Genomic DNA, 13,976 nt, shown 5'->3' on the forward strand with positions numbered 1-13,976 from the left:
ACAATCGCTCACAAGAAGTGTTTTTTTGTATTGTATTTTGAAAAAATTATAGTACTTTATTCAAGAAATCTTTTGTTCTAGGATGTTGTGTATGTTGGAATACCTCTTCAGGAGTTCCTTCTTCTACGATATAGCCACCATCCATAAAAATAACACGATCGCCTACTTCACGAGCAAATCCCATTTCATGAGTTACGACAACCATTGTCATCCCATCTTTTGCAAGTCGTTTCATAACTTCAAGTACTTCTCCTACCATCTCTGGATCTAATGCAGAGGTGGGCTCGTCAAACAACATAATGTCAGGATTCATTGCTAAAGCACGTGCAATTGCTACTCGTTGCTTTTGACCACCTGATAATGAATTTGGATAAACAAGCTCTTTTTCAGATAAACCGACTACATCTAAGAGTTCCACTGCTTTTTTCTTTGCTTCTTCTTTAGCAAGTCGTTTTAACTCTGTGGGTGCTAGTGTAATATTTTGAGAAACAGTTAGATGAGGGAAAAGATTGAAATGTTGAAAAACCATCCCAATTTCTGCTCTAACTTTATTAATATCTGTTTTAGGGTTTGTAATGTCAACGTTATCGATAAGGACGTTTCCACCCGAAATTTCTTCCAGACCATTCAAGCAGCGAAGGAATGTACTTTTCCCGGATCCAGAAGGGCCAATAATACAAACTACTTCTCCTTCAGTAACTTCTAAGTCAATCCCTTTTAAAACCTCATTGCTTCCAAAACTCTTTTTGAGGTTCGATACTTTTACTTTAGCTTCTGCCATTTTATTTCTCCTCTCAACTACTTGTTGTGCACAACAAGAGTATGATTATTTTATCAAATTATATCCTTTTAAAAAAGAAAAAGATGAATCGGGACAGCAGGGTTCATAAAAAAACCAAGCTATCCCGAGTGAGTTAACCTTTATGGATGAGGGAATGAGTATTGCTAAGCTTCTCAATAGCACTTACTAAAGCATCCACTTTCTTTTCCATGCGATTTAGCAAGTATAAAGAAATAACGATGGGGAAGCCAGTGTTACTAATCGCCTCAATATAGGAAAAAACATTCGGATCCATTTGGAACTCCTCCTTTCTCTTGTTCTAATTAGAAAGGACGATTCATCTTGAAAAAGTGTTACCTTTTTCTGTTAAAGCTCTTCATTTATACAACGCAAAATTGCTTCAGCCACTCCGTGATCTGTATTTAGAGAAGTAAGATATGTAGCATGTTTTTTTACTCCTGGTTCTGCATTTTCCATTGCAAAACTGACTCCTGCTTTTTGAAGCATAGACACATCATTAAAATTATCACCAATAGCCATGATTCGATCTAAGGGGATATTTTTTGATTTGGCATAACGCTCTAAAGCAATTCCCTTTTGAGCTTGGTAATGGTTGATTTCTATATTATTATAGAAAGAAGAAGTTACAACAAGTTGATCATCTTTTTCTACTTCGTTTCTGAGTGGATTTAATTTAGGTTGACCACCATTACTAAACACTAGTACTTTTAATACTTGCGTTTGCTCATCAGCTAATAACTCTTGAAAATCTTCTACGTAATCTATATCCAATAATTCCATTCTGGCGAGAGCAAGTACTAAAGCCATCTTGAAAGTTGTATGAGCATTTGTTTTATGTAAAAGACTAGTCATCATTTCTACTCTTTGGATTTTATCTTCAGAAAAAACACCATGTGTCATAACAACTTCGGCGTATAAGCCTTGTTCTTTTACAAGATCTAGAATCTCTCTGGTTCTTTGCTTATCAATTCCTAGGTTCTGGTCTAGTTCACCATTTTCATCAAATATTTGCCCACCATTTACTGAAATAACAGGACAACTAATGCCAGCTTCTGTCAGTGCTGGAACTGCTTCTGTATATCCTCTTCCAGTTGCGACCATAAAATCAATTCCAGCTTTTTTTGCGGTATGAATTGCTTCACGGTTTACATCTGAAATAGCCAACTTATCATTCAGTAACGTACCATCCATATCTGATACAATTAATTGAATCACTTAAAATAACCCCCTGTTAGAATAAAACAATTTTCAATGAATAGTTTACCATGATTTCACCTAAAATGGGTAAGAACTCCTACGATTGCTAGGCTTGATTAATAGGCAGAATTATTTTTTTTGATACACTAGCGTGTAGACAGCTATTAGGAAAGGAAGGTTATATGAAAAAAATCATTCATAATGATTGGCAGGAAATCCTTGAAGATGAATTTAGCTCTCCTTCCTATCAACAACTAAGAGAATTCTTAAAAAAAGAATATCAAAGTGAAACGGTTTATCCCCCTATGAATCAAATTTGGGATGCATTCGAACTGACTCCTTATCATAAAGTAAAAGTAATAATTCTAGGGCAAGATCCTTATCATGGTCCCAATCAAGCTAATGGGTTGAGTTTTTCTGTTGCGCCAGGCATAAAGATTCCTCCCTCCCTACGAAATATCTATAAGGAAATGGAATCTGACTTAGGGGCGCCACCCGCAAAACATGGAGATCTGACGAATTGGGCTAAGCAAGGTGTATTTTTACTAAACAGTGTTTTAACGGTTCGTGGTGGACAAGCTTATTCTCATCGTGGAAAAGGGTGGGAATTATTAACAGATGCGGTGATTCGTGCCTTGAATGAACGAGAAGAACCCGTAATCTTCTTACTTTGGGGAAATGCATCTATTGCTAAAAAAGCATTCATCACTAACAAAAAACATGTTGTATTTACTGCGCCACATCCAAGTCCACTTTCAGCATATCGAGGTTTTTTTGATTCCAAACCCTTTTCAAAAGTGAATGAAGTATTGAAAGATTTAGGTGAAGAACTTATAGAGTGGCGTTTACCTGAACATCCAGAGAGAGGTAAAGAATAATGGAAGAACAGTACTTGCAAACAGATAAAGGCAATATTTTTTATCGAAAAGGTGGACAAGGGGAGGCTGTCCTGTTGTTACATGGAAATGGTGAAGATTCTACTATTTTTGAAAATCAATATTCTTTTTTACTAGATTCCTTTACCGTTTTTGCAATGGATACAAGAGGACATGGTCAATCAGACTTATTTGTTGAAATTCTTACCTTTCAAAGAATTGCAGAAGATATTGTAAGTTTATTGGAAAAACACAATCTTCATCAAGTGCATATCATTGGGTATAGTGATGGTGGAAATATTGGATTGTATATAGCGGCTCATTATCCAGAAAAGGTACGCTCCTTAATAACACTAGGTGCAAATTTTGAAGTAGATGGATTAATTGAAAGTGCTCTTCAAGAAATCATGTTAGAAAAGGAAACCATTCTTCAAATCTCAAATAAAAATGAAAAAATCAGAAGACTCTGTATTATAAATTTAATGGTAGATGAATTATCTTTAACATCAAAAGACTTAAGAGCAATAAAAGCACCCGTACTAGTACTAGCTGGTGAAAATGATTTGATTAAAAAAAGTCAAACTAAAAAGATAGCCGATCACATTTCAAAAGCAGTGTATAAATTTATTCCAGGCGGCGGACATGATTTTTTTATAACGGATCCAACTAGTTTTGAAGAAGCATCGAAAGAATTTTACAAGGAAATGGGAGAGTTAAAATGAAGATAAGTATTTTGGATCAAGTTCCAGTAATGAGTGGATCAACAGCACGTGAAGCATTAAATGATGCCGTAACTTTGGCACAACATGCAGAAAAATGGGGATATGAACGGATTTGGTTTTCTGAACATCACGGCGGAGAATCTTTAGCAAGTTCTGCTCCTGAAATCATTGTGGCCCAAGTTGCGGCTAAAACAGAAAAAATTCGTGTGGGAACGGGTGGAATCATGATGATGCATTATTCCCCATTGAAGATTTCTGAAACTTTTAAAACGTTAGAAGCTTTCCATCCGGGACGGATTGATTTAGGGTTAGGAAGAGCTCCTGGTGGCGATCGGAATGCCATTATGGCTTTATCACAAGGGAAGCTCCCACTATTGAACAATATGTACGAAAAGGCTGGTACCATTCAAAATCTTCTGCTGGATGAGACTCCTAAAGAGGATCTTTATTCAACAACCAAATCCATTCCTACTATAGAAGAGGTGCCGTCGATGTGGCTCTTAGGTTCGAGTGGAGATAGTGCACGTAATGCAGCACAAATGGGCATGGGATATTCGTATGCCCAATTCTTCAGTGGCAAAATGAATAGAGAAGCTTTTGATCAGTACAATGAAAACTTCGTGTCATCTTCATTTATGCAAAAGAAAAATATCAGTGTTGCATTTTATGCTTTAGCTTGTCCAACGGAAGCAGAAGCGCAGTATTATGCATTACCGTATATGATTTTCCAAATGAAACTAGCAAGAGGTCAGCGTCTTGGTAAATTTCTTACTCCACAAGAAGCAGCCGAATACCCATTGACAGAAATGGAAAAAATGATGATTGAAAAAATAAGTCAGGGTCATTTAATTGGTACACCCCAACAAATTCATGATCGTTTGAAAACGTTCCAAGATGAATTTCAATTTGATGAAGCCATGTTAGTAACGATTACCCATCCACAAGAAATACGGTTACGTTCTTATCAGTTACTAGCAAAAGAAATTTTATCAGTTTCCAATGAAAAATAAAAAAATAGTATTTTTCTTGAAAATTTGCTATAGTAGTATGTAATAATGACGTTGTCTCCCTTTTGGGAAGCAATGTCTTTCTTATTGGTTTTAATTAAGAAAATAAGAGTTAAATAGTATAGAGGTGAAATAAACAGTTGGAAAAAATAAAAGAAAATAAAATGGGAACGATGCCGATTAATCGTCTAATTTTGACAATGTCTCTCCCCATGATGGCATCTATGTTGATTCAGTCTCTTTATAATATCGTAGATAGTGTCTTCGTTGCTCAAATTAATGAGGACGCATTAACAGCTGTTTCACTAGCATTTCCAGTTCAAAACTTAATGATTGCGGTTATGATTGGTGCAGGAGTCGGTATGAATGCTTTATTGTCTAGACAACTAGGTGAAGGGAAAGAAAAAGAGTCAAGTGTTACCGCTGCAAATGGTGTGTTTTTGGGATTTGCTCATTACCTTGTTTTCTTAATATTAGGATTAACGATGGTAAACTTCTTTTTCAAAAGTCAAACATCAAATGTACAAATTTTAGGATATGGAAATGAATATTTAACGATTATTATGTGTTTATCGATTGGGCAATTTATTCAGATTACGTATGAACGTCTGTTGCAATCAACCGGACAAACCTTGTATACGATGTATACACAAGGTCTTGGTGCTATTATCAATATCATCTTGGACCCAATTATGATTTTTGGTTGGTTTGGTTTTCCTGCAATGGGAGTAGCTGGAGCAGCGTATGCAACGGTAATTGGTCAAGTTGTTGCTGCTGTATTAGCAATTTATTATCAAGAAAAGAAAAACAAAGAATTAATGATTGATTACAAAGGATTAAAACCATCTTGGAGTGTAATTAAAGAGATATATCGAGTAGGAGTACCATCGATGGTGATGACTTCAATTACTTCGGTTACAACATTTGCATTGAATATGATTCTTGCTGGTTTTTCATCTACAGCGATTGCTGTGTATGGAATATACTTTAAGCTACAAACGTTTGTATTTATGCCAGTATTCGGCTTATGTAATGGGATGATTCCTATTTTATCTTATAACTTTGGAGCACGTAAACGTGATCGAATGGTTAAAATAATTAAGTATACTATTTTATATGCAGTCGGAATCATGATGTTTGGATTGTTTTTATTCCAAACCTTCCCTTATCAACTTCTTGGAATGTTTAATGCTTCGGAAGAAATGATTGAAATTGGTATTCCTGCTTTGCGAATTATCAGTTTAAGTTTCATTTTTGCTGGATTTGGCATTATCAATGGAACAGTATTCCAAGCTTTTGGAAGAGGAATGATGAGTTTGTCTGTTTCAGTTTTGAGACAGTTGGTTGTTCTAATGCCAGTTGCTTACTTCTTATCGCTAACCGGTAAATTGAATATTATTTGGTGGGCGTTTCCAGTTTCAGAACTCTTCTCTGCGTTACTATGTGCAGTGTTTCTCCGTTATATATTTAAAAAATATATTAATATTCTTCCAATGGAAGAAGAATACAATTAAACAAAAAGGAGTAGAAACAGCAGTTTCTACTCCTTTTTTGCTTGCTAATTTAATGGGGAAGTCTAGGAATGTGGTTGTTCTATTCCTCATTCCGCCGTATACTTAAGTTATTCATTTCATAGTTTACTAATAAATATAGAATGAGGGGATTAATCATTGATAAGGAAGAAAGATAGTATGAACTTGAAAAAAATTCATGGCGGAAGTTTTGTAATGGGGAATTCAAAATCAAAAGGATTTTCTATTGATCATGAAGGACCGACCATTTTGATAAACGTTCTGCCATTTTATATAAGTGAAACGACCGTTACAAATAAACAATTTTCTATATTTGTAAATGAAACCGGTTTTAAGACGGAGGCAGAAAGGTTAGGGAAATCTTTTGTTTTTCAGGGGTTACTTCCTAAAAATACAGAAATAAAAGAACCTATAGAAGAACATGAAAAAGAGAATGACTGCTGTAAAACAGAGTTAGATTGGTGGGGAGATGTAGAAGGGGCTAATTGGAAGCACCCAGAAGGACCCCATTCTAGCATTGAAAATCGAATGGATCACCCAGTTGTTCATATCACATGGAATGATGCTCGAGCTTACTGTGAGTGGGTAGGAGGGCGATTACCAACGGAATCAGAATGGGAATATGCAGCCCGTGGAGGTCTTAAGGAAAAGGAATATGCTTGGGGTGATGAATTAACTCCAGAGGGTAAACATTACTGTAATATTTGGCAAGGAGAATTCCCAAATATAAATACAGAAGAAGACGGTTATTATGGAACCGCACCAGTAAAAACATATGAGCCAAATGGATATGGTCTATATCAAGTTGCAGGAAATGTTTGGGAATGGTGTTTGAATCCAGCACGAATTCCTTTAGAATTTTTCAAAAGGTATCCATTAAGTGTCTTTCTAGATGTTACACAAGGGTACCATGAAGAATATATGGCACAGAGAGGTGGAAGTTTTTTATGTCATCATAGCTATTGTAATCGCTATCGAGTGGCAGCTCGGAATGGAAATACCGGTAACTCGGCCTCTAGTAATTGTGGCTTTCGTTATGTAATAGATAACGAATAGAATTAAATGACTTATTGTGAAAGAAGGGAAAAAATGAAACATCTCTCTGTTTTAATTAAACCTGCTTCTTCATTATGTAATCTAAAATGTAAATATTGTTTTTATGCGAACATCAGTTCATTAAGAGAAGTTCGTTCTTATGGCAGAATGAAAGTCGATGTAATGGAACGAATGATTGATAATATTTATATAGATTTAGATGATGGAGATCAGATGACATTTGCTTTTCAAGGAGGCGAGCCAACTTTAGCAGGTTTATCCTACTTTGAGCGGTTCGCAGAATATGTAAATAAACAAACAAAGAAAGTTCAAGTTCATTATGCTATTCAAACGAATGGAACGCTATTGAATGAAAATTGGGCTATCTTTTTTAAGGAAAACAAGTTTTTAGTTGGTCTATCTATTGATGGAACCTCCCATTATCACAATTTAAATCGAGTGAATACAAGAAATAAAGGAACCTTTGATGTAGTTATTGAAGCAAAAAAATTATTGGATCAATACGAGATTGAATATAATATCTTATGTGTGCTAACAAATGACTTGGCATTAGAGCCAGATTCTGTATTTGATTTTATTAAAGAAAACCAAATTGATTATATTCAATTTATCCCTTGTATGGATGATTTGGATGCAGAAGAAACATCTGAATTTGCTTTAATTCCTGAACGATTTGCTTCCTTTTACAAAAGAATCTATGATTTATGGGAAACCGAATTTAGAAATGATCGCTACTATAGCATTAATTTGATTGATTCAATTATCCATTTAGTGAGTGGTCATGGTGCTTTTAATTGTGGAATGTTAGGAAATTGTAAGGTTCAATATGTGATTGAGGCAGATAGCAGTGTCTATCCTTGTGACTTCTATGTATTAGATGAAAATCGAATGGGATACTTAACTGAAAATACTTTATTTGAACTATTAGAGAGTAGTCAATTGAATCGTTTCTTATGTGAAAAAACAGAACCCTATGAATATTGTAAAACTTGTCCGTTTGTAAAGATGTGTCAAGGGGGTTGCAAACGAATGAAGCATGCAATGTATTTAAATAAAGAAGAAACCTATTGTGGCTATCAAGATTTTTTATCACATAAATTAGGACGTATGCAACATGTTTCTAAAATGCTTTATCAGTAAACTAAATAAAACCAAAAAGGATTCCTGCTTAGGGAATCTTTTTTTATTTTTTTATGAAAGCGCTTGACGACATAAAAAAAGATGGTATACTGACTACATTGAACAAAAAAGAACAAAGAAAAACAAATTAGAACAAATTAAGACAAAAAACCAAAAAATGGAGGGGTAAAATGATTAATATTATTTTAATCAGTCATGGATACTATGCTAGGGAAGCATTAGCAAGTGCAGAAATGATTGTAGGTAAACAAGAAGATTGTTATTCAATCTCTGTAACGGATGATAAAGGTTTAGATAGAGTGGAACAAGATCTTTTAAATATTTACAGTCAATTAGAAGACAAGAGAAAAGTTTTGATTCTTTGTGATATTTTTGGAGGAACACCTTCAAATACTGCAGTTCGTTTTTTAATGAATCATCCAGAAATCCAAGTGATTTCCGGTTTTAACTTACCTATGCTTTTAGATATTTTTCTGAGCAGAGATTCTTCCTTAAAAGATATCGCAAGTAGAATGAATACGGTTTATACAGATACAATGGTTGATATCAATAAATTATTAAGCAAACAAGAGGAAGAGGAATTAGTGATAGAAGAAAGTATAGAATTATAGGAGGAGAAAAAATGTCGATTAAGTTAGTAAGAATAGATGATCGTTTGATACATGGACAAGTTGCTACAACATGGATAAAAAATTACGGAGTGGAACAAGTCCTTATTATTGATGACAAAGCAAAAGCAGATCCAATGCAACAATCAGTAGCAAATTTCGCAGCTCCACAAGGTGTTAAAGTTATTATTTTTGGTGTAGAACAATTTATTAATATAATAAAGAAAAATGAAATTAAAAAAGCTACTTTATTACTATTTACAAATTCTATTGATGTTTTGAAAGTTGTTGATGCAGGTTTAGATATTCCAGAAGTGAATGCAGGTGGAATGAGATTTAATGAAACTAGAAAAAGAGTTACTAAAGCTATTTCTGTAACAGCAGAAGAGCACCAAGCTTTTCTTGATTTAATTAGTAAAGGGATTCATATTAATGTTCAAATGATTCCAAATGATCAAAAAGAAGATTATAAAACATTATCATATAATGTATAGAAGGGAAGGATTATATTGTTATTAAACGCTATTTTAATCGCTATTTGGTCAGGTTTTTGTGCTTTAGACCAATTTGGGCCTCATCTAGGATTTAGAAAACCTTTGTTAGCCGGAGTTATTGTAGGATTTATTTTAGGCGATCCTCTTCAAGGATTAATTATTGCAGGAACACTTGAATTGATGTGGCTAGGAACAAATAATATTGGTGCCTATCAGCCACCAGATGTTATTTCAGGATCAATTGTAGGTGTAGCCATTGGTATTTTATCCGGTGGAGGAGGAGAAGCCGGAGTTTCGGCAGGAGTTGCTGTTGCTATCCCTGTAGCTCTTCTTGTTCAACAATTAAGCATGGTTGTAATGACAATGAATGTTTCTTTAGTTCACAAAGCAGATTCTGTAGTAGAAAGTGGAAAATTCTATGAAATAGACAAATTACAGTATTTAGGTGGATTATCCTTTTTCATGAGTAGAGCGATTCCAGTATTTATTGCCGTATATTTAGGTGCACCTGCAGTTGAAGCTGTGTTAGATTTTATTCCAGCTTTTATTATGACAGGTTTAGCAATAGCATCAAAAATTATTCCTGCAGTTGGTTTAGCTATGCTTTTATCAATGATGATGAAAAAAGATATGTGGATTTTCCTAACATTAGGATTTACTTTAGCAACTTTTTTACAATTACCAACTATCGCAATCGCATCAATCGCAATTTGTTTTGCTGCTTTATACGATATGATTGTTAATCGTAATATTCAAGTAAATACTGATACAAATAGTGACTCGAGTCATGTAACAGTCAGTGATGATGAAGGGAGTTATGATTTATAATGGATAATAATAAATTAGAAAACAATAAACATTCAGCGATGGACGTTACAGGAGGAACAGGAGTTATTGCTGTTTCGACAGAAAAAATACAAAAATCTGATTTGAATAAGATGTTTTGGAGATCACAGATGATTCAATTTTCTCATAATTATGAGAGAATGCAGAGTTTAAGTACATTATATGCACTTACTCCTGTTTTAAATAGACTGTATGCAGATCAACCTATTGACTTACGAATTAATGCTCAGAAGAGACATTTAGAATTTTTCAATAGTCATCCTGTTTTGATTCCATTCATTTTGGGAATCACTGCTGCATTAGAAGAAAGTACAGATGAAGATGAAAAAGAATCTGTTATTGCTGTAAAAACAAGTCTCATGGGGCCTTTAGCAGGAATGGGAGATAGCTTACTAAACTTTACATGGTTTCCAATTGCTGGATCCATAGGTGGAGCAATGGCAATTGAAGGGAATTTTTTAGGACCAATCGTTATGTTTCTAATGATTAATGCCCTTTATATTCCGTTGAAATATTATGGGATTCATATGGGATTTAGTAAAGGCCGTGAATTATTAACCTCAGGAGCTGGAAAAAAAGTTTTAGATCGAATTAGTACAATGGCAAATGTATTAGGTGTCATGGTAGCTGGAGGATTAATTGCAACAGTAGTGAATGTAAAACTGGGATTGCAATTCGGTGAAGGAGAATCACCTATTGTTATTCAAGATATGCTCGATCGTGTAATGCCAAACTTATTACCATTACTCATTACTTTACTCTGTTTTTACTTAGTGAAAAAATGGAACGGTAAACATATTGTAGCTATTATCTTTAGTATAATTGCTATTTCTATTGTATTAGCTGCATTGGGTATTCTTATTTAAAAGTAATGAAAGGAGTTTATTATGAGAGCTATTTTAGTTTTAATGGATACGTTGAGAAAAGATGTCTTAACTTCATATAATGAAAAAAGTGAGATTATTACACCTAACTTGGATGCATTTTGTGATGATTCGTTAATCTTTGATAATCATTATATTGGATCGACACCATGTATGCCTGCCAGACGAGATCTTTTGACGGGACGATTAGGATTTTTAGAAAGATCCTGGGGGCCGATAGAACCATTCGATATTACATTTCCTAAACTACTTCAAGAACATGGTGTTTTTTCTCATATAACTACCGACCATTGTCATTATTTTCGTTTAGGCGGGGAAGGGTACATTAATCAATATAATACCTGGGATTATCATCGAGGTCAGGAAGGCGATCCTTGGATATCTAAGATAAAAGATCCAGAATGGATGCCTGAAGAGTACCACGGTAAGTTGAGAAAACAGTACCAGGCAAATCGTGAAAAGTGGTATGAAAACCCCGATGAATATCCTACACCTAAAACTTTTATGTCTGCATGTGAATGGCTAGAAGATAATAAAGGAGAAGAAGACTTTTTCTTACAAGTAGAAGTTTTTGATCCACATGAACCTTTTGATGTTCCTTCAAAATATATGGAACTTTATAATGATGAGTATGAAGGACCTTATTTTGAGACACCTGTCTATGGTGAAGTAGATGTACCTACCGAAGCAGTAGATTATATTCGAAACCGGTATTCAGCACTTTGTACGATGACGGATGAGTATTTCGGAAAATTAATTGACAAATTAAAAGAGTTAGGTATGTATGAGGATACATTAATTATTGCAACTTCTGATCATGGATATTTTTTAGGAGAAAGAAATCTTTTTGGTAAAAACTATATGCATGATTACAATGAATTAGCAGCTATCCCTTTAGTGGTCAAAGATCCAAAAGGTCGTAGAAAAGGTGAGCGAGAAGAAAAAATTACACAGAACATTGATGTAATGCCAACTGTCCTTGATTATTTTGATGTGGCTACTCCAGAGGAAGTACAAGGGAAATCTTGGTTTCCATTAATGAATCATAAAGATAATAATAAAAAATATGCCTTGTATGGAGCTCATGGAATAACGATCAACTATGCTGATGGGGAATATACATATTTTCGTGCACCAAATGAAAAAAATAGTCCTTTGTTCGAATATACTGCAATTCCAACAACAATTCGACACTATTTAGGAGAAAAAAATAAATCTGAAATCCAAATGGGACGATTTTTAAAGCGCACAGAGTATCCTGTATATAAATTCCCTATTTATTATCCTTCTATTTTAGATGGAATGGATAATATGTTGAAATACACACAAGAAAGTCTTTTGTTTAATATAAAAAAAGATCCAAAGCAAAAGTATCCTATTAAAAATGAACAAAAAGAAATGGAATTCAAGAATAAACTGAAAGAAGCTCTAATAGAAAATGAATGTCCGGAAGAACAATTTCAAAGATTGGATTTAGAGTAAAATAAATATACAAGAGAGTGGACTAAAAAATACTTTGGTTAGAACGGTAGATAACTGCCAAATCTAGGCGGAATCCTACCGTTTTTTCTAGGATAGCAAAAAAGTTATGAAGGAGAGGGCACAATTGCTTAAAGAAGAACGTTTAGAAACAATACAAGATATGATGACTGGACAGGGGATTGTGCGAGTTTCTGAATTAACTGATAAACTGCAGGTCACGGAAATGACTATACGTCGAGACTTAAAAGAACTCGAAGAAGCAGGAATGATTGAAAGGATACATGGTGGAGCTAAAGCAGTTGAGAAGCTTGTAGAGAGTGAACGATCTCACTATGAAAAACAAGAAATTAATATAGAAGAAAAAATAGAAATTGCAAAAAAGATTGCATCCATGCTCCATAAAAATGATACGGTTTTCCTGGGTACAGGAACTACATTAGAGTTAGTGTTTGATTACCTGGAAGTATTACCTTTACGTATTATTACGAACTCTTATCATACATTTGAAAAATTCAAGAAGAACAGTGCTTATGATTTAATATTAGTAGGTGGAAGTTATCGAGTAAGGACAGGTGCTTTTGTAGGCTCGATTGCTAACCAGACATTGTCTAAATTTAAAGTAAAAAAAGCATTTATAGGTGTAAATGCAATTAATGATAATGAAGTCTATACTTCAAATGAAGAAGAGGGAGTAACACAAGGGATCGTCTTGGATAATGCTAAAGAAAAATATATTGTAGCAGATTACAGTAAAATAGATAAAGAAGATTTTTATAGCTTTTATAATCTTGATGAAGTTACTGGAGTAGTTACTGATTCAAAAGTAACCTCAGATATGAAAATTAATATTGAGAAATATACAGCAGTTTTGAATGGAGAAGGAGGATTATCATGAAAGTATTTTTGGGATCAGATCAAACCGGATTAGAATTAAAAGATTACATAAAAGATTATTTATTAAAAGAAAAAAAGATATTGAAGTTGTAGATGTAACACCTGAGGGTGCGGAAGATTTTATAGACTCCAGTGTAGCAGTTGCTAATAAAGTGAAAGAAACTGAAAAAGCTGTAGGAATACTTTTTGATGAAACAGGAGCTGGTTCTTTTATGGCAGCAACAAAACTTCATGGAATAATTGTTGCTGAAGTATCAGATGAACATTCTGCTAAAATGACTAGGGACCATAATAATGCAATGATTATTTCTATGGGATCAAAAATAGTCGGTGAACTACTTGCAAAAAATATTGTAGATGCTTTTTTAAGTACCAGTTATTCAGGAGGAAGACATCAAATTCGAGTAGATATGTTGAATGCAATTTGTTAATTCAAA

At 34.1% G+C, this 13,976-nt stretch carries 15 protein-coding genes and 1 pseudogene; 13 read left to right on the plus strand and 3 right to left on the minus strand.

The window, feature by feature from the left end; all coding sequences use genetic code 11:
- Window positions 1-46: 46 nt before the first annotated feature.
- From LZ578_RS04680 to LZ578_RS04690, 3 genes are all read right to left on the minus strand, one after another.
- Complete coding sequence (locus tag LZ578_RS04680) at window positions 47-781, minus strand: amino acid ABC transporter ATP-binding protein (RefSeq protein WP_235146153.1); 735 nt, start codon at window positions 779-781, stop codon at window positions 47-49.
- 133 nt (window positions 782-914) lie between these two features.
- Window positions 915-1,076 carry a YvrJ family protein gene (locus LZ578_RS04685; RefSeq protein WP_235146154.1) on the minus strand — a complete coding sequence of 54 codons (162 nt, stop codon included), beginning with the start codon at window positions 1,074-1,076 and terminating at the stop codon, window positions 915-917.
- 71 nt (window positions 1,077-1,147) lie between these two features.
- Window positions 1,148-2,017, minus strand: coding sequence for a Cof-type HAD-IIB family hydrolase (locus LZ578_RS04690; RefSeq protein WP_235146155.1), 870 nt, complete (start codon window positions 2,015-2,017; stop codon window positions 1,148-1,150).
- Window positions 2,018-2,181: 164 nt separating this feature from the next.
- Here LZ578_RS04690 and LZ578_RS04695 point away from each other — a divergent pair, with 164 nt between their 5' ends.
- From LZ578_RS04695 to lacA, 13 genes and pseudogenes are all read left to right on the plus strand, one after another.
- Window positions 2,182-2,877: a uracil-DNA glycosylase gene (locus LZ578_RS04695; RefSeq protein ID WP_235146156.1), complete on the plus strand. Its 696-nt coding sequence runs from the start codon at window positions 2,182-2,184 to the stop codon at window positions 2,875-2,877.
- Window positions 2,877-3,596 carry an alpha/beta fold hydrolase gene (locus tag LZ578_RS04700; RefSeq protein ID WP_235146157.1) on the plus strand — a complete coding sequence of 240 codons (720 nt, stop codon included), beginning with the start codon at window positions 2,877-2,879 and terminating at the stop codon, window positions 3,594-3,596. The genes LZ578_RS04695 and LZ578_RS04700 overlap by 1 nt, the downstream gene beginning before the upstream one ends.
- Window positions 3,593-4,606: an LLM class flavin-dependent oxidoreductase gene (locus tag LZ578_RS04705; RefSeq protein WP_235146158.1), complete on the plus strand. Its 1,014-nt coding sequence runs from the start codon at window positions 3,593-3,595 to the stop codon at window positions 4,604-4,606. The genes LZ578_RS04700 and LZ578_RS04705 overlap by 4 nt, the downstream gene beginning before the upstream one ends.
- A 137-nt stretch (window positions 4,607-4,743) precedes the next feature.
- Window positions 4,744-6,117, plus strand: coding sequence for an MATE family efflux transporter (locus tag LZ578_RS04710; protein WP_235146159.1), 1,374 nt, complete (start codon window positions 4,744-4,746; stop codon window positions 6,115-6,117).
- 183 nt (window positions 6,118-6,300) lie between these two features.
- Entirely contained in the window at window positions 6,301-7,191 is an 891-nt protein-coding gene (locus LZ578_RS04715) for a formylglycine-generating enzyme family protein (RefSeq protein ID WP_396326722.1), read from the plus strand.
- Window positions 7,192-7,224: 33 nt separating this feature from the next.
- Window positions 7,225-8,331 carry a radical SAM/SPASM domain-containing protein gene (locus tag LZ578_RS04720; protein WP_235146161.1) on the plus strand — a complete coding sequence of 369 codons (1,107 nt, stop codon included), beginning with the start codon at window positions 7,225-7,227 and terminating at the stop codon, window positions 8,329-8,331.
- Window positions 8,332-8,501: 170 nt separating this feature from the next.
- A complete protein-coding gene (locus LZ578_RS04725; RefSeq protein ID WP_235146162.1) occupies window positions 8,502-8,942 on the plus strand; it encodes a PTS sugar transporter subunit IIA in 441 nt (146 codons plus the stop codon).
- 11 nt (window positions 8,943-8,953) lie between these two features.
- Window positions 8,954-9,433 carry a PTS sugar transporter subunit IIB gene (locus LZ578_RS04730; protein WP_235146163.1) on the plus strand — a complete coding sequence of 160 codons (480 nt, stop codon included), beginning with the start codon at window positions 8,954-8,956 and terminating at the stop codon, window positions 9,431-9,433.
- A 15-nt stretch (window positions 9,434-9,448) separates the two neighbouring features.
- On the plus strand, window positions 9,449-10,261 hold the full coding sequence (locus tag LZ578_RS04735; RefSeq protein ID WP_235146164.1) for a PTS sugar transporter subunit IIC: 813 nt from the start codon (window positions 9,449-9,451) through the stop codon (window positions 10,259-10,261).
- Window positions 10,261-11,145, plus strand: a complete 885-nt coding sequence (locus LZ578_RS04740) for a PTS system mannose/fructose/sorbose family transporter subunit IID (protein WP_235146165.1) — start codon at window positions 10,261-10,263, stop codon at window positions 11,143-11,145. The genes LZ578_RS04735 and LZ578_RS04740 overlap by 1 nt, the downstream gene beginning before the upstream one ends.
- Before the next feature lie 21 nt (window positions 11,146-11,166).
- Window positions 11,167-12,645: a sulfatase gene (locus LZ578_RS04745; RefSeq protein WP_235146166.1), complete on the plus strand. Its 1,479-nt coding sequence runs from the start codon at window positions 11,167-11,169 to the stop codon at window positions 12,643-12,645.
- A gap of 124 nt (window positions 12,646-12,769) precedes the next feature.
- Entirely contained in the window at window positions 12,770-13,540 is a 771-nt protein-coding gene (locus LZ578_RS04750; RefSeq protein ID WP_235146167.1) for a DeoR/GlpR family DNA-binding transcription regulator, read from the plus strand.
- Window positions 13,537-13,970: pseudogene (gene lacA / locus LZ578_RS04755) on the plus strand (galactose-6-phosphate isomerase subunit LacA). The gene LZ578_RS04750 and the pseudogene lacA overlap by 4 nt, the downstream one beginning before the upstream one ends.
- Window positions 13,971-13,976 lie beyond the last annotated feature (6 nt).

It is taken from the genome of Jeotgalibaca sp. MA1X17-3 (genome assembly GCF_021513155.1).
Lineage (GTDB): Bacteria > Bacillota > Bacilli > Lactobacillales > Aerococcaceae > Jeotgalibaca.

Bases quoted from the DNA above. Each gene is read 5' to 3' on its own strand.
- LZ578_RS04720 (WP_235146161.1), top strand. From the start codon at position 7,225: ATGAAACATCTCTCTGTTTTAATTAAACCTGCTTCTTCATTATGTAAT.
- LZ578_RS04695 (WP_235146156.1), top strand. From the start codon at position 2,182: ATGAAAAAAATCATTCATAATGATTGGCAGGAAATCCTTGAAGATGAA.
- LZ578_RS04705 (WP_235146158.1), top strand. From the start codon at position 3,593: ATGAAGATAAGTATTTTGGATCAAGTTCCAGTAATGAGTGGATCAACA.
- LZ578_RS04685 (WP_235146154.1), bottom strand. From the start codon at position 1,076: ATGGATCCGAATGTTTTTTCCTATATTGAGGCGATTAGTAACACTGGC.
- LZ578_RS04745 (WP_235146166.1), top strand. From the start codon at position 11,167: ATGAGAGCTATTTTAGTTTTAATGGATACGTTGAGAAAAGATGTCTTA.
- LZ578_RS04740 (WP_235146165.1), top strand. From the start codon at position 10,261: ATGGATAATAATAAATTAGAAAACAATAAACATTCAGCGATGGACGTT.
- LZ578_RS04680 (WP_235146153.1), bottom strand. From the start codon at position 781: ATGGCAGAAGCTAAAGTAAAAGTATCGAACCTCAAAAAGAGTTTTGGA.
- LZ578_RS04730 (WP_235146163.1), top strand. From the start codon at position 8,954: ATGTCGATTAAGTTAGTAAGAATAGATGATCGTTTGATACATGGACAA.
- LZ578_RS04725 (WP_235146162.1), top strand. From the start codon at position 8,502: ATGATTAATATTATTTTAATCAGTCATGGATACTATGCTAGGGAAGCA.
- LZ578_RS04700 (WP_235146157.1), top strand. From the start codon at position 2,877: ATGGAAGAACAGTACTTGCAAACAGATAAAGGCAATATTTTTTATCGA.